This is a genomic window from Streptomyces daqingensis, from assembly GCF_014645895.1.
In the GTDB taxonomy this organism is placed as follows: Bacteria; Actinomycetota; Actinomycetes; order Streptomycetales; family Streptomycetaceae; genus Streptomyces; species Streptomyces daqingensis.
Genome location: NZ_BMMP01000004.1, coordinates 184,094 through 199,464, shown reverse-complemented (window position 1 = coordinate 199,464; position 15,371 = coordinate 184,094). Strand labels below are relative to the sequence as shown.

The window sequence follows — 15,371 nt, the reverse complement described above, 5'->3', positions numbered from 1 at the left end:
CCTCGCCGAATCATGGCTGTTCAAGCTGCTTCCGAGCAGTCCACCCCCCTTCCCGGCGACGCGGGCGTCCAGCTCGGTCCCGCCGCCGCGCTCAGCTGCCGCGAATGTGGGGAGCGACTGCCGCTCGGCCCGCTCTTCGCCTGCGCGGCGTGTTTCGGGCCGCTGGAGATCGCATACGACTTCCCCGGCGGCGACCCCGCCCGGCTCCGTGAGCGGATCGAGGCCGGGCCCGACAACATCTGGCGCTACGCTCCGCTGCTGCCCGTTCCGGCGGACGTCGCGTCGAAGCCGAACATCAACCCCGGCTTCACCAAGCTCGTCAAGGCCGACCGGCTCGCCCGCGAGCTCGGCGTGACCGGCTCCCTCCACATCAAGGACGACTCCGGCAACCCGACGCACTCCTTCAAGGACCGCGTCGTCGCCATCGCCGTGGAGGCCGCGCGCGCCTTCGGCTTCACCACCCTCTCCTGCTCCTCGACGGGCAACCTCGCGGGAGCGGTCGGTGCGGCGGCGGCCCGCGCGGGACTGCGCTCGTGCGTGTTCATCCCGCACGACCTGGAGCAGGGCAAGGTCGTCATGGCCGCGGTCTACGGCGGCGACCTCGTCGGCATCGAGGGCACCTACGACGACGTGAACCGTTTCTGCTCGGAGCTCATCGGCGATCCGATCGGCGAGGGCTGGGGCTTCGTCAACGTCAACCTCCGCCCGTACTACGCGGAGGGCTCCAAGACCCTCGCCTACGAGATCTGCGAGCAGCTCGGCTGGGAGCTTCCCGACCAGCTCGTCGTGCCCATCGCCTCCGGCTCGCAGCTCACCAAGATCGACAAGGGTCTGAAGGAGCTCGTCGCCCTGGGGCTCGTCGAGGACAAGCCGTACAAGATCTTCGGCGCGCAGGCCGAGGGATGCTCGCCGGTCTCCCGCGCCTTCAAGGACGGGCACGACGTCGTGCGTCCCGTCCGCCCGGATACGATCGCCAAGTCGCTGGCCATCGGCAATCCGGCGGACGGCCCCTACGTGCTGGACATCGCCCGCAGGACGGGGGGCGCCGTGGAGGACGTCACCGACGCGCAGATCGTCGACGCCATCAAGCTGCTGGCGCGGACCGAGGGCGTCTTCGCCGAGACGGCGGGCGGTGTGACCGTCGGCGTCACGAGGAAGCTCATCGAGGAGGGCCGGCTCGACCCGTCCCTCACCACCGTCGTTCTCAACACGGGCGACGGACTGAAGACACTGGACGCGGTGGCTCCCACGACGGGGCCGTCCGCGGTCATCCGCCCCAACCTGGACTCCTTCCGAGAGGCTGGTCTCGCATCATGAGCGTCAACGTCCGTATTCCGACCATCCTGCGTACCTACACCGGCGGTCAGGCGGAGGTGAGCGCCGAGGGCTCGACGCTCTCGGAGGTGCTGGCCGACCTGGAGAAGAACCACACAGGCATCGGCCCCCGCGTGCTGGACGACTCGGGCAAGCTGCGCCGTTTCGTCAACGTGTACGTGAACGACGACGACGTCCGGTTCGAGCAGGGCCTCGAGACCCCGACGCCCGACGGCGCGGGCGTTTCGATCATCCCGGCGGTGGCGGGCGGCTGCTGAGTCGTGAGGGCTCGGTGAAGGCCCTTTGCCGCTTCCGTCGACCCGCACCGGCGAATCGCCCCCTTCCAGGACAAGTCCGAAGCGGAGGGGGCGATTCCGCGTCTCGGGCCGCGATAGAGTGCGAGGAATCCCCGCCCCGCAAGTGATCCGGCACGTGCCGGACGCATATGAGAACGCGACAAGTTGTGCGCGAAATCGGGGCGGCAATTGTCGTGTTGGCGCACTATGCCTGGCCCTTCTTGCCCTGGTTTCCCGGGAGTTGAGGGCATTCGACCGCTCGGCCCCTGCCTAGATTTCTCGTCTTCATGACCTGTTGCAGAGGGCGTCCGTGCAGATACATTCAGCCGCGGTCGACGCGTCCTGGCTCGTGTGTCCCGTGCTCCCGCCGTGGGGGAGGGGCCAGCCGGGGGCGAGGTCTGACCCGGGTTCGTGAAGTGCGGGCTCGTGCAAGGGCCAGTAATAGGGGAGTTGGGCATGGCTCAGGGCACCGTCAAGTGGTTCAACGCGGAGAAGGGATACGGCTTCATCGCGGTCGACGGTGGTGCGGACGTGTTCGTGCACTACAGCGCGATCCAGATGGACGGCTACCGCACCCTGGACGAAGGACAGCGGGTCGAGTTCGAGATCTCGCAGGGGCAGAAGGGGCCGCAGGCTGACATGGTCCGCGTGACGGCCTGAGCGCCGGCCACACTGCGCAGAGTTGCTGGAGGGGCCGCATCCCGGTTTCGGGATGCGGCCCCTCTACGCGTGTCCACGGCGCTGCGGCACGGCTTCCGGAGGGGCCGGCCGGCGTCCCCCGGCGTCCGGCGTGATGTCCTGAGGGCGCTTGCACTCGCAGGGGTCGAGTGCTAATCATTGCGTTAGCACTCTACGAGTGAGAGTGACAGACAAGGACCGGGTCGGTGAGGCTCGTCCGCCGCGTGGAGCAAGGAACCACACGGTGAGCGTGCCGTCCGTCGCGGGCACCAGCGCGGTCCGGATAGACCCGTCCCCTGGTTGTGCAGGGGGATCCCCAGTCCGGGAGGGACCACTTCACATGGCCAAGATCATCGCGTTCGACGAGGAGGCGCGGCGCGGCCTCGAGCGCGGGATGAACCAGCTCGCCGACGCCGTCAAGGTCACGCTCGGCCCCAAGGGCCGGAACGTCGTGCTGGAGAAGAAGTGGGGCGCCCCCACGATCACCAACGACGGTGTCTCCATCGCCAAGGAGATCGAGCTCGAGGACTCCTACGAGAAGATCGGCGCCGAGCTGGTCAAGGAGGTCGCGAAGAAGACGGACGACGTCGCCGGTGACGGCACGACGACCGCGACCGTCCTGGCCCAGGCGCTCGTCAAGGAAGGTCTGCGCAACGTCGCCGCGGGCGCCAACCCGATGGCCCTGAAGCGCGGCATCGAGCGCGCCACCGAGGCCGTCTCCGCCGCCCTGCTGGAGCAGGCAAAGGACGTGGAGACCAAGGAGCAGATCGCCTCCACCGCCTCCATCTCCGCCGGCGACCCCCAGATCGGCGAGCTCATCGCCGAGGCGATGGACAAGGTCGGCAAGGAAGGCGTCATCACCGTCGAGGAGTCGCAGACCTTCGGGCTCGAGCTGGAGCTCACCGAGGGCATGCGCTTCGACAAGGGCTACATCTCCGCGTACTTCGCCACCGACATGGAGCGCATGGAGGCGGAGCTCGAGGACCCCTACATCCTCATCGTCAACTCCAAGATCGGCAGCGTGAAGGACCTGCTGCCGCTGCTGGAGAAGGTCATGCAGTCCGGCAAGCCGCTGCTGATCATCGCCGAGGACGTCGAGGGCGAGGCCCTGTCCACGCTGGTCGTCAACAAGATCCGCGGCACCTTCAAGTCCGTGGCCGTGAAGGCCCCGGGCTTCGGCGACCGCCGCAAGGCCATGCTGGGCGACATCGCCATCCTCACCGGCGGCACGGTCATCTCCGAAGAGGTCGGCCTCAAGCTGGAGAACGCCGGGCTGGACCTGCTGGGCCGCGCCCGCAAGGTCGTCATCACCAAGGACGAGACGACCATCGTCGACGGCGCGGGTGACAGCGAGCAGGTCGCCGGCCGCGTCGCGCAGATCCGCGCGGAGATCGACAACTCCGACTCGGACTACGACCGCGAGAAGCTCCAGGAGCGTCTGGCCAAGCTGGCCGGCGGCGTCGCCGTCATCAAGGCCGGTGCCGCCACCGAGGTGGAGCTCAAGGAGCGCAAGCACCGCATCGAGGACGCGGTGCGCAACGCCAAGGCAGCCGTCGAGGAGGGCATCGTCGCCGGTGGTGGCGTGGCTCTGCTCCAGGCTTCCAGCGTCTTCGAGAAGCTGGACCTCGAGGGCGACGAGGCGACCGGTGCGCAGGCCGTCAAGTACGCGCTGGAGGCTCCGCTCAAGCAGATCGCCGTCAACGCCGGCCTCGAGGGCGGCGTCGTGACGGAGAAGGTGCGGAACCTGAAGAAGGGTCACGGCCTGAACGCCGCGACCGGCGAGTACGTCGACATGCTGGCCGAGGGCATCAACGACCCGGCCAAGGTCACGCGCTCCGCGCTGCAGAACGCCGCCTCCATCGCGGCGCTCTTCCTGACGACGGAAGCCGTCATCGCCGACAAGCCGGAGAAGGCGGCCGCGGGTGCGGCCGACCCGACCGGTGGCATGGGCGGTGGCATGGACTTCTGATCGCGCAGCGGTCAGCGGTCCCGCCCGCACCAGCCGGGCAGGTCGAGAACCGAGGGCGGCATCCCGGAGCACCGGGATGCCGCCCTCGGCGTGTCAGACGCGGGCGCCGTTGTCGCCCGGGCGCCGTCCCCGCGGCCGCTTGCGCGGTTCACGCGGCAACTGCTCCGGCGGCCGACTGTCCGCGCCACCGCCGTCCTTGGACCGCTTCGCGCTCCCGTTCCGGCCGCCGCCCGAGCCGCGGCGGGGCTTCCCGGAGTCCCGGCGCCTCTCGAACTCGACGGCGAGCGGCGCCCCGACGAACATCGACGAGTACGAGCCGACCACGATGCCGATGAGCAGGGCCACGGCGAAGTCGTTGAGCGAGTCGCCTCCCAGCGCGGCGAGGGCGGCGACGATGAACAGCGCCCCCATACCGGTGTTGAGGGTGCGCGGCACCGTCCGTACGACAGCCCGGTTGACGATGTCGCGGAACGCCGTCCCGCGCGGGGTGCCTCCCTCGCTGCGGACCCGGTCGAAGATGACGACCGAGTCGTTGACCGAGTAGCCGATCACGGTGAGCAGCGCCGCGAGGAAGACCCCGTCCACCGGCTTGCCCAGCCAGGCGAACGCCCCGACGAGGATGACGGCGTCGTGGGCGAGGGCGAGGACCGAGGCGGCCGAGAACGTCCAGCGGAAGCGGAACGCCAGGTAGGCCAGCTGCGCCGAGAGGGCCACGGCCAGGGCGATCAGGGCGTTCTGGCGCAGCTCGTCGCCGAGGCTCGGCCCGAACAGCTCGTCGCGCACCTTGTCGGCCTCGCCGCCGAGCTCGGCGAGCGTCGAACGTACCGTCGCCTCCTGCTCGTTGGTCAGGTGCTCCGAGCGTACGGAGATCTCCTCGCCGCCCGAGCTCTGCACGAGCGCGTCCGGAATGCCGGCGTCCGCGAGCGCGGCGCGGGCCTGCTCGGGGGCGACGGCCGAGGACGTCGTGTACTCCACCAGCCGCCCTCCGGTGAACTCGACGCCGAAGTCCAGCCCGCGCAGCACGATCCCGGCGACGGCGGCCAGCACCGCGAGGGACGAGAAGGCAAGCCAGCGCCGCCCGTGCCGCATCCAGTCGGGGGCACGCTCGGTGAGCTTGGTGCGTACGCGGCCCAGCGAGGCCAGGCCCGTCAGCTTCGGGCGGGCGCGGACGGCGCGTCGGGCGACCACGGTGTCCGCCAGTACGCGCGTGACGACCAGGGCGCTGATCATCGAGGCCAGCACGCCGATGGACAGCGTCACCCCGAAGCCGCGCACCGGCCCGGAGGCGAGGGTGAACAGCAGCAGTGCCGCGAGCAGCGTCGTGACGTTGGAGTCGACGACCGCGCCGAAGGCGCCGCGGAAGCCCTTCAGCGTGGCGGTCCGCAGGCTTCTGCGCCGGGGCGGCGCGGACGCGTACTCCTCGCGGGCGCGCTCGAAGACGAGGACGTTCGCGTCGACGGCCATGCCGATCGCGAGGACGAAGCCCGCGAGGCCGGGAAGGGTGAGCGTCGCTCCGAACGCCAGCAGCGCCGCGTACGAGATCAGCCCGTAGCAGAGCAGGCCGACCGCGGTGAGGAGGCCGAGCAGCCGGTAGACGGTGACGATGAACGCCGAGGTGAGCAGCACGCCGATCACGGCGGCCCCCGCGCTCGCCTCGATGGCGTCCTCGCCGAGCGTCGGGCCGACGGTGCGCTGCTCGATGACCTCGACGGGTACGGGGAGGGCGCCGCCCTCGATCAGCGTGGCGAGTTCCTTGGCGCTCGCCTCGCTGAAGTCGCCCGTGATCTGGGTGTTGCCGCCCTTGATGCCCTGGTCGCACTGGACGGACGGGTCGATCTGCGGCGACGAGATGACCTTCTCGTCCAGCACGATCGCGACGCGCCGCTGCGGATCGCCGGGCGGGGCGCAGGCGGCCTTGCCGGTCAGGTCGGCCCAGGTGTCCTTGCCCTTCGACCGGAAGCCCAGGTCGATGAACCAGCCGGAACCCCGCTGGGAGTCGATGGCCGCCTCGGCGGCTTTCACCTCCTTCCCGGTCATCGCGGCGTCGCCGACCTGCACGCGCCGCCCGGACTCGTCGGGCAGCACGCCGCCCTCGCCCGCCCGGGAGGGCTTCTCGCCGGTGCCCTTGGGCGGGGTGCCCTTGACGGGGTGGAAGGTCAGCTGGGCCGTGCGGCCGAGTACTTCGGCGGCTTCACGCGGGTCCTGGAGTCCCGGCAGTTCGACGATGATGCGGGTCTCGCCAGAGCGGACGACGGTCGGTTCGGCGACGCCCAGCGCGTCGACGCGCTGGCGCAGCACCTCCATGGCGTCGTCCGTCGTCCGGGACGTGGCCTTCGATCCGGCGGAGTCGCGGGCTTCGAGGACGATCTGCGTACCGCCGCGCAGATCGATGCCCAGGCGGGGCTGTTTCGTGACGGCGAGTACCGCGGCCAGAGCCATGACGGCAAGCGCGATCACCGCCCGCACCCTGTTGGCGCGAGTCATGGGTGTTCTTCCTCCTGCACAGGCACACCGGCGGCAGCCGTCCGGGACGGGCACCGGTGCTGGTCGGCTTGGGACCGGGGCGCCCTCGGCGCGAGCGGAGGGGCCGCCGGGTGATGCCGGCGCCGCGTCGGGGCGGACGCGGGAGTACCGGGCGCGGGGCGCCGGTCCACCGCGTCAGCGCGTGCGGACGCCGGGTGTCAGATGCCTGCCGGGGAAGGGGGCGCGCGCCCGTAGCGCGGCGATTGGTGCGCGAGGTGCGCGGCCGAGACGGAGGGCGGTCCCGGGAGGACGGAGCCGTCCCAGGCCGGGTTCTCCCGCGCTGCCTCGGGCAGCAGCGGAGTGTCGGGCTGGCCGGCGAGCAGGGGCGGAGCGGAACGCGCCACCCGCACGTGGGGCGCGTCGTCCGCCGCGTCGGGTCCGGGCGCGGCGCTGATCGCGTGCGCTCCCGCAGCCTGGGCCGGCTGGTGCGGGGCCGCCGCGACGGGCGAGGTGCCGCCGAGTACGGCCAAGACCACGGCGAAGAGGATGCCGGCCAGGCGGACGGACCGGGGCGCGGGCGACGCCGTGCGGCTGATCACCATGCGCTCTCCTCACCGGTCCGGCCGTGCCCGCGCTGGATCGGTGGCGCGGTCTGCCCACCATGCCACAGGCGCGGTCCGGCGGTGCGGGATCGGTCGGTGCGCCACCGGCGGGGGAGTGGTGACGGGGCGGCCCGCGGCCGTGGTGCTCAGGACGGGCCGTCGGGCTGTCCGGGCGTCAGGCCGCTTCGGTGTGCGGGGGCGCCGAGCGTCAGCGAGAAGCGCCGGGCGGCGGCGGCCACGGCCTGCCCGCATCCGGCGAGGGCGCCCTCGTCCGAGAAGCTGCCGAGGGTGGCGGCGCTCATGCCGCCGACGGCCGTGCCCGAGTGGTCGAAGACCGGGGCGCCCACGGCGATGACGCCGGCCTCGTTCTCCTCGTGGTCCTCGGCGTACCCGCGGCGGCGTACCGCGGCCAGTTCCTCCAGGAGCCGGGCGGGGTCGGTGTGCGTGCGCTCCGTACGCGCGGGCATACCGGTGCGCTTCAGCAGCGCGAGCACCGACTCTTCCGGCAGGGCGGCCAGGACGGACTTCCCGACGGACGTGGAGTGCAGGGCGAGGCTCATGCCGACGCGGGAGGCCAGCCGGTAGGGCCTGTCGGCCTCCAGCTTCGCCGCGTAGACCGCTTCGTCCCCGGTGAGCAGCGCGAAGTGGACCGTCCAGTCCGTCTCTTCGCGGAGCTCCTCCAGGGTGGGCAGCACCTGGTTGGGGAGGTCGACCTCGCGCTGGTGGCTGCCGACGAGGGTGAGGATGCGGGGGCCGCCTGTGTAGCTGCCGCGTCCCAGGTACCGGGCGAAGCCGCGCTGGACGAGGGTCTGCAGGATGCGGTGGACCGTCGGCTTGGGCAGCGAGGTGACTTCGGAGATCTCGGCGATGCTGCGGTGCCGGGCCAGCGCCTCCAGCACGTCGAGTGTCTTGTCTGCCGCGGTACGGCGCGCCTCACTGGCCATCGCCCCAGTCTACGGGCGGCGGCAGAGGGGTCCAGGGCGTGCGGAGCGGGGGCTCGGGGCGTGCGCGGGCGGGGGTTCAGGGTCTTCCGGGCGAGGGCGGCGGCGCGCCGGGTCTTCCTCTGCGCGGTGGGTTCCCAGGCACGGAGGCCTGTGGCAGCATCTCGGCATCCTCCCAGTATTTCCGGAACGGAATTCCTTCACGCGGAATATTGAGCTGCGGCGAGACGTGAGGAGACGCCGATGTCCAGTACAGCCAGCCGCGCGGACGTCCCAGAGGGGCGCGGCGCGGGAACCGGCGGCGAGCTGCGGCGCGTGGTGACCGCGTCCGTCGTCGGCACCGCGCTCGAGTGGTACGACTTCTTCATCTACGGCACGGCCGTGGTCCTCGTCTTCAACGACCTCTTCTTCGTCCAGGACGACCCGGCCATGGGGACGCTCATCGGACTGGCGACCTTCGGCGTCGGCTTCGTCTTCCGCCCCGTCGGCGGCTTCTTCTTCGGGGCGCTGGGCGACCGCATCGGCAGGCGGTCCACGCTCGTTCTGACGACGCTCGTGATGGGCCTGTCCACCGGCGTGATCGGCCTGCTGCCGACGTACGAGTCGATCGGCGTCGCGGCGCCGGTGCTGCTGACGCTCATGCGGGTGTGCCAGGGACTGGGCGCCGGGGCCGAGTTCGGCGGCGCCTCCACGCTGCTCGCGGAGCACGCGCCCGCCGAACGGCGCGGGTTCTACGCCTCGTTCGCGCAGATGGGCGTCCAGATCGGGCTCGTCCTGGGCATGGTGGTCTTCCTGCTGGTGGGGCTGATGCCGCAGGCGAGCCAGCAGTCGTGGGGCTGGCGGCTGCCGTTCCTGTTCAGCTTCGTGCTGATCGCCGTCTCGCTCTACCTGCGGCTGCGGGTGGCCGAGTCGCCGGTCTTCCAGCGCATGAAGGCGGAGCGGGACGTGGTGAAGCTGCCGGTGCGCGAGGCGCTGAAGCGCTACCCGCGCAGCTTCCTCGTGGGCATCGGCGCGCACATCTGCGACACGTCCGTCGTCTACATCTACGCGACGTTCTCCGTGTCGTACCTGACGGTCCAGGTCGAGCAGCCCAAGTGGGTGGCGCTGACCGGGGTGATCTCGTTCGGGCTGGTCGTGATCGCCCTGCAGCCGGTGTACGGAGCCCTCTCGGACCGGATCGGACGCAGGCCGCTCAACCTCTTCAGCGTGATCTTCACCGGGCTGTTCGCGTATCCGTTCTTCCTGCTGCTGGACACGGGTGTGCCGGCCGTCATCTGGCTCGCGATGATCCTGGCCACGTCGCTCGGACTGGCGCCGATGATCGCGGTCCAGCCCGCCTTCTACGCCGAGCTGTTCGGGGCCCGCGTGCGCTACACCGGCTTCGCGGCATCGCGGGAGATCGGTGCCGCGCTCGCCGGGTTCTCGCCGTTCATCGCCGCGGCGCTGCTCGGATACGCGGACGGCGACCCGTGGCTCGTCGCCCTGTTCATGGCGGGTACCGCTGTGGTCTCGCTCGTGGCGTTCCTGTACTCCAGGGAGTCCCGCGAGACGGACGTCGGTCTCGCCGAGCACGCTCCGGCGGGGCCGGGCGCCGGTCAGTCCCGGCGTGACGGGCCTGAGCTCTCCAAGGGCGCGGACCCCGGCCACGGAGAGGGGTGAGGCGGCGATGGAACTCCGCGGGAAGGTCGCCGTCGTCACCGGGGGCTGCACCGGCATCGGACGGGCGACCGCGGTGGCCCTCGCCGAGGCGGGGGTGCGCGCGGTCGCGGCGAGCTGGACGCGGTCGGCCGGGGCGGCGGAGGAGCTCGTCCGCCTCGCGGCGGGCCACGGGTGCGAGGCCATGACCGTACGGGCCGACGTGTCCGACGACGCGGCCGTACGGTCCTTCGCGGGCAGCGTGCTGGAGCGCTACGGGCAGGTGGACGTGCTGGTCAACAACGCGGGCACCACCCGCGCCGTGGCGGAGACCGACCTCGACGGGCTGAGCGACGAGATCTGGCACGAGTTGCTGGACGTCAACGTCGTCGGCGCCTTCCGCACCACCCGCGCCTTCGCGCCCGCTCTCCGCGAGGCGGCCGGTGCGGTGGTCAACGTCTCCTCCATCTCCGCCTATCGTGCGGGCGGTTCGTCCATCGCGTACGGCGTGAGCAAGGCCGCCATGCTGCAGCTCACCCGGAACCTCGCGAGCGCTCTCGCCCCGGAGGTGCGCGTCAACGCCGTCGCTCCGGGCACCGTCGCGACCCGATGGCAGACGGGCCTGCACGGGGAGGAGGGGTTCGCTGAGCGCGCCCTGGCCGAGCGGGAGCACGTGCCGCTGCGCAGGACCGCCGAACCGGAGCACGTGGCGCAGGCGGTGACCGGGCTGCTGGGGATGGACATGGTGACGGGCGAGACGGTCGTCGTGGACGGCGGCAAGCACGTCCGGTACTGAACGCGCAGCCGGGGGAGTTCTCCGGGCGAGTTCAGCCGCCCGGGCGCCGCGCGTCGTTCCTGTGCCGCAGCAGGGCGGCCAGCACCGACCCGGCCAGTACCGCGACGGCCACGCTGAAGCCGATACCCGCGGCGCGCAGCCCGGCGAGGTCCGTCGCGATGCCGACCCCCACCACGGGCAGCGACAGCGCCACGTAGATGACGATGAAGAACGTCGAGGCCACGGCGGCCCGCCGGGAGGCGGGTGCGGCGGCGTTCACGGCGGTGAGTCCGGCGCGGAAGCTCATGCCCTGCCCGAGCCCCGCCACCAGGCCCGCGATGACGAGGAGTTCGAAGGACTCGACGGCGAGCGCCGCCGTCAGCAGGGACATCCCCAGGACGAGCCCCGCGCATCCGGCGGCCAGCGACGCCTCTCCGAAGCGCGGGACGAGGAGGATCTGACCCGCTGTCGAGGCGGCGAAGACCGAGAAGACCACGCCGCCGGAGAGCGCCAGACTGGGCATGTCCAGCACCGACCCGAGGAACGACGGGGCGACGGCCGTGAACAGCCCGAGCACCGAGAAACCCGCGAACCCGGCGATGGCGGCCCGCACGAAGACGCCGCGCACCTGCGGCGGAACGCTCGGCCTCATGACCCTCGGGCGCCGGCGGCCGGAACGGGAACCCGGACCGGCATCCGCACCCTGGCCGGAGCCCTGACCCGGACTCCCGCCGAGCCGCACGGGTTCCGGCATGAACCACACCCCCGCTGTGACGGCGATCAGCAGGCCCAGGTCGACGGCGTACGGCAGGCGCAGCGGGTCCGGGGCGAACTGGGCGAGCAGTCCGGCCAGCAGCGGACCGCTGCCGAGCCCGCCCATGTTGACGACGGTCGCGACGAGACTGGCCCGCCCCGTGCCGTGCCGCCCGGCCAGATCGACGAGGGCGGCCGTGGCCGTACCCGTGAAGATCCCGGACAGCACCCGTCCCACGAAGAGCAGTTCGAGGTCGTCGTACGCGACGAGGAAGACCACCGCGCTGAGCACGGAGGCCGCCAGCCCCGGCAACAGGGCGCGGCGGCGGCCGATTTCGTCCGACAGGCGCCCGAAGAGGAACAGCGCCGCGAGCACGCCCACCGCGTACGCCGCGTAGATCAGCGTGATCACAAGGGTCGAGAAGCGCAGTTCGCGCTGGTAGACGACGTACAGCGGGGTGGGCAGGGTGGTGCCGAGCATCGTCACCCCGAACGCCGCGGCCACCAGCCAGAACGCGACCGAGTACGGGGCCGTCGGACGCCCTTCGCGTGCGCGGTGTTCCTCGCCGGGTGCATGCATGGCTTCATGATCGGCACACCTGCCGCGCTACGTGAACAGGCCGCGCAGCGGCCCGTGCTGTGCGGGGGCGTTCTCAACGCTTCTCCCGCACGCGGGGTTTGTGCCTCCCCCGTACGGGCTACCCGGAGGTCAACTATCCGCTAAGCGCAGAAAGCTCGGGGTAGGTCACCGTGTCCACAATTGTGATCATTGTTCTGATCGTGGCCGTTGCGGCTGTCATCGCCGGTACGGCCTACGCCCGCCTCGCCAAGAGGGGCGGGGGGAACCGCGGCGCGAGCCTCAGGCGGCGCTTCGGACCCGAATACGACCGGGTGCTCGCCCGGCACAGCGGCGACTCCAGGGCCGCCGACCACGAACTCTCCGAGCGTGTGCGCCGGTACGGGACCATCGAGGCGCACCCGCTCCCCCCGCACGTGCGGGAGCAGTACGTGACGCGGTGGGCGGCGGCGCAGGAGCGTTTCGTCGAGTCGCCGCAGGAGGCGCTGGCCGAGGCCGAACGCCTGCTGGCCGGACTGGCCCAGGCCCGCGGGTTCCCGGGGCCGGAGCGTCCCGACGAACATGTCGACGCGCTCTCCGTCCACCACGCGCACCACGTCGAGGGCTACCGGCGCGTGCACGCCGCCGCGGCCGGTCTGAGCGGCACCGAGGAGATGCGTGAGGCCATGCTCCAGGCCCGTGCGTTCTTCGACGCGCTCGCGGCCGAACCGACGGGCCGCACCGCGGGCGCCGGGAAGCACTTCGGCCGTACGGGCCGCGACCGCACCCACCGTCCGCTGACCCACGACGGCCACGCGCGGCGGCCGTTGCTCTCGCCGCGCGGCAACGCGAAGGGACGTGAGGCGCTGTGACGACCTACGAATCCGGCAGGCACACCGGCGCCGGGACGCCCCCGGCCGCTCCGGCACCGCCCGTCGCCCCTCCGGCGGAGACGCCGGGGCAGCCGGCAGGCGGCCCGGCCGCCGACCCGGGCTCGACCCGGAGTCCGGCGTCGGCCGACACGGCGGCCCCGCCGCCCGTCCCGCCGGGCGCGCCCGCCGATCCCGCGGCCGCCGCCGGTTCCGGACCGGGCCACGGGCTCGTACCGCCGGCCGCGGACCCGCGGACCGACCAGGCTCAGGATCACCGGACCGCGGCCCTCCGCAGCACCGGCGACGCAGCAGGCCCGCTGCTCGGGCTGGACGAGCGGGACCGTCTCACGGCCCGTCTCCACCACGCCGTGAGCGGGTTCGTCGACGGTCCGCGGAAGGCCGTCGAGGAGGCGGACCACGTCTTCGACGAGGCTGCCCGCCACCTCACCGAGGCACTGGCCCACCGGCGCCGCGCGCTGCAGCAGCGGCTGCAGCGGGACGAGCAGCGCACCGCCGCCGGTTCCGGCGGCGCGGACGCCGGCACGGAGGAACTCCGGCTGGCCCTCCGGGAGTACAAGGAGGCGACGGAGCGCCTGCTGAAGCTCTGACCGGCGGTCGCGGCCGCCGGAGGACCGCAAGCGCGGACCGGCCCGGAGGGGACATCCCGTTCCCTCCGGGCCGGTCCGTGTCCGGGCCCGGAAACCGCTCGGGCGGACCGGGCCAGGTGCCGTCGCGCCCTGCCGGGCTCCGCCCGGGACTCCGGCCGCAGCCCGCCCGGGACTCCGGCCGGATTCCGCTCAGACACCGACCGGGCGTCTCGGGCCCCCTTGGCCGTCGCCGTCCTCCTCGTCGGCCCCGTCCGGCATCCCGCCGCCGCGGGCCGGCGCACCGGGCTCCGCCGCCGCGGGCACCCCGCCCGCCACGACCCGGCCCGCCGGGCGGGCCGACTCCGGTGCGACGTCGAGCTCCGCCAGCATCTGCTTGCTGAAGCCGAAGAAGTACGTCGCGACGAAGCCCGCCACGTAACCCGTCGCCATGCCCAGCCCGTACACCGCGGCGATGGCGCCCAGCCCCTGGTTGCCCTTGAGGAGGGGGAAGAGCGCCCAGCCGGAGGGCCCGATCGCGGTGGAGCCGACGGACGTCCCGATCTGGTGGAAGAGCCCGACCACGCCGCCTCCGACGGCCCCGCCCACGCAGGCGGTGACGAAGGGCCGCCCGAGGGGGAGCGAGACGCCGTAGATCAGCGGTTCGCCGACGCCCATGAGCCCCGCGGGCAGAGCCGACCTGATGGTCTTGCGGATCGAGGTGTTGCGGCGCAGCCGGAGGTAGACGGCGAGCGCCGCCCCGACCTGGCCGGCGCCGGCCATGGCGAGGACCGGCAGCAGCACCGTGAACCCGTCCTGCTCGATCAGGGTGGTGTGGATGGGGATGAGCGCCTGGTGCAGGCCGAGCATCACGAGCGGGAGGAAGAGGCCGCCGAGGACGAACCCCGCGACCGCCCCGCCGCGCAGGAGCAGCCAGTTGGCGGCCTCCCCGATCCCGGTGGAGACCAGCCCGCACACGTACATCAGCCCGAAGAGGGTGACCAGACCGGCCACGAGCACCGTGACGGTGGGAGTGACCAGCACGTCCACCGCTTCCGGCACCCGGCGGCGGCACCACCGCTCCACGTGCACCGCGAGCAGGGCGGCGAAGAGGGCGCCCAGCACGCCGCCCTGGCCGGGGGCGAGCTTCTCGCCGAACGCCGAGACGTCGGAGACGCCGGCGAAGACGATGACCGCCGCCGCCGCACCGCCCAGTACGGGCGTACCGCCGAACTCCGCCGCGGTGTTGATGCCGACGAACACCGCGATCAGCGACATGAAGCCGGTCGAGATCGCCGTCAGCGCCGGGACGACGCCGGACGCCCACTGCGCGCTGCCGCTGCTGACGAGGTTCGTCAGCAGCCCGTTGATGCCGGCGACGATGCCGCAGCCGATGAGGGCCGGGATGAGGGGGACGAAGATGTTGGCCACGCGGCGCAGCATCAGCTTCACCGGGGTGGCGTTCCTGTGCCTGCGCGCGGCGCGGATCGCCTCGCCCCGCTCCGCCAGCTCCTCGGCGGTGGCGTGGCCCGCCGGTACGGGGGGAGCGTCGGTCCCGGCGGCGTCGCCTCCGTCCGGCGCGGACGCGGCGGCGGGGTGCGGATCCCGTTCGACGAGGGTCCTGAACTCGGGGGTGACCCGGGCGACCTTGCCCGGGCCGAGCACGATCTGGAACGCCTCGTCGTCCTCGACCAGGCCCAAGACCGCCGGCAGCGCGCGCAGCGCGGCGTCCTGCACCAGCGAACGGTCGTGCAGGCCGAGTCTCAGCCGGGTCATGCAGTGGTTGATGGAGAAGACGTTCTGCGCGCCCCCCACGAGGGGGAGCAGAGCCTCAGCGATCTGGCGGTTCTGGTCTGTGCTCATGGGTGCGGTCGCTCTCTGGCGGTCCGGGGGGCCCGGAACGTGGTGCGGTCGGGCGTGCCGGCCGGGACCT

General features: G+C 72.3%; 13 protein-coding genes. 8 read left to right on the top strand and 5 right to left on the bottom strand.

All coding sequences use genetic code 11. From position 1 onward, the window contains the following. The first annotated feature begins 12 nt into the window (after nt 1-12). From thrC to groL, 4 genes are all read left to right on the top strand, one after another. The gene (thrC, locus tag IEY56_RS07955) at nt 13-1,317 is read left to right on the top strand and encodes a threonine synthase (protein ID WP_189036393.1); all 1,305 of its coding nucleotides are present in this window, start codon (nt 13-15) and stop codon (nt 1,315-1,317) included. Continuing rightward, nucleotides 1,314-1,592 (top strand): MoaD/ThiS family protein, encoded by a 279-nt coding sequence (locus IEY56_RS07950; RefSeq protein ID WP_045861931.1) that lies wholly within the window; start codon nt 1,314-1,316, stop codon nt 1,590-1,592. The genes thrC and IEY56_RS07950 overlap by 4 nt, the downstream gene beginning before the upstream one ends. Before the next feature lie 474 nt (nt 1,593-2,066). Then, on the top strand, nt 2,067-2,270 hold the full coding sequence (locus tag IEY56_RS07945; protein ID WP_028429801.1) for a cold-shock protein: 204 nt from the start codon (nt 2,067-2,069) through the stop codon (nt 2,268-2,270). A 358-nt stretch (nt 2,271-2,628) separates the two neighbouring features. After that, complete coding sequence (groL, locus tag IEY56_RS07940) at nt 2,629-4,257, top strand: chaperonin GroEL (RefSeq protein ID WP_189036392.1); 1,629 nt, start codon at nt 2,629-2,631, stop codon at nt 4,255-4,257. Between the two features lie 93 nt (nt 4,258-4,350). On the opposite strand, the gene secD is transcribed toward groL, so the two are convergent. The 3 genes from secD to IEY56_RS07925 form a co-directional block, all read right to left on the bottom strand. Next, nucleotides 4,351-6,741, bottom strand: coding sequence for a protein translocase subunit SecD (gene secD / locus IEY56_RS07935; protein WP_189036391.1), 2,391 nt, complete (start codon nt 6,739-6,741; stop codon nt 4,351-4,353). 197 nt (nt 6,742-6,938) lie between these two features. Further along, nucleotides 6,939-7,322, bottom strand: coding sequence for a hypothetical protein (locus IEY56_RS07930; protein ID WP_189036390.1), 384 nt, complete (start codon nt 7,320-7,322; stop codon nt 6,939-6,941). 146 nt (nt 7,323-7,468) lie between these two features. After that, the gene (locus IEY56_RS07925; RefSeq protein WP_189036389.1) at nt 7,469-8,266 is read right to left on the bottom strand and encodes an IclR family transcriptional regulator; all 798 of its coding nucleotides are present in this window, start codon (nt 8,264-8,266) and stop codon (nt 7,469-7,471) included. 240 nt (nt 8,267-8,506) lie between these two features. Here IEY56_RS07925 and IEY56_RS07920 point away from each other — a divergent pair, with 240 nt between their 5' ends. Together IEY56_RS07920 and IEY56_RS07915 are read left to right on the top strand one after the other, a co-directional pair. Then, nucleotides 8,507-9,922: an MFS transporter gene (locus IEY56_RS07920; RefSeq protein ID WP_189036388.1), complete on the top strand. Its 1,416-nt coding sequence runs from the start codon at nt 8,507-8,509 to the stop codon at nt 9,920-9,922. Between the two features lie 7 nt (nt 9,923-9,929). Further along, nucleotides 9,930-10,694, top strand: coding sequence for an SDR family NAD(P)-dependent oxidoreductase (locus tag IEY56_RS07915; RefSeq protein WP_189036387.1), 765 nt, complete (start codon nt 9,930-9,932; stop codon nt 10,692-10,694). 31 nt (nt 10,695-10,725) lie between these two features. Here the strand turns inward: IEY56_RS07915 and IEY56_RS07910 are convergent, their stop codons facing one another. Further along, a complete protein-coding gene (locus tag IEY56_RS07910; protein WP_189036386.1) occupies nt 10,726-12,006 on the bottom strand; it encodes an MFS transporter in 1,281 nt (426 codons plus the stop codon). A gap of 200 nt (nt 12,007-12,206) precedes the next feature. On the opposite strand from IEY56_RS07910, the gene IEY56_RS07905 reads away from it, so the two are divergent. Next, entirely contained in the window at nt 12,207-12,854 is a 648-nt protein-coding gene (locus IEY56_RS07905) for a hypothetical protein (protein WP_189036385.1), read from the top strand. After that, nucleotides 12,851-13,462 (top strand): hypothetical protein, encoded by a 612-nt coding sequence (locus tag IEY56_RS07900; RefSeq protein WP_189036384.1) that lies wholly within the window; start codon nt 12,851-12,853, stop codon nt 13,460-13,462. The genes IEY56_RS07905 and IEY56_RS07900 overlap by 4 nt, the downstream gene beginning before the upstream one ends. Nucleotides 13,463-13,651: 189 nt before the next feature. Here IEY56_RS07900 and IEY56_RS07895 read toward each other — a convergent pair whose 3' ends face one another. Continuing rightward, nucleotides 13,652-15,301 carry a PTS transporter subunit EIIC gene (locus IEY56_RS07895; protein WP_189036383.1) on the bottom strand — a complete coding sequence of 550 codons (1,650 nt, stop codon included), beginning with the start codon at nt 15,299-15,301 and terminating at the stop codon, nt 13,652-13,654. Nucleotides 15,302-15,371: the final 70 nt, after the last annotated feature.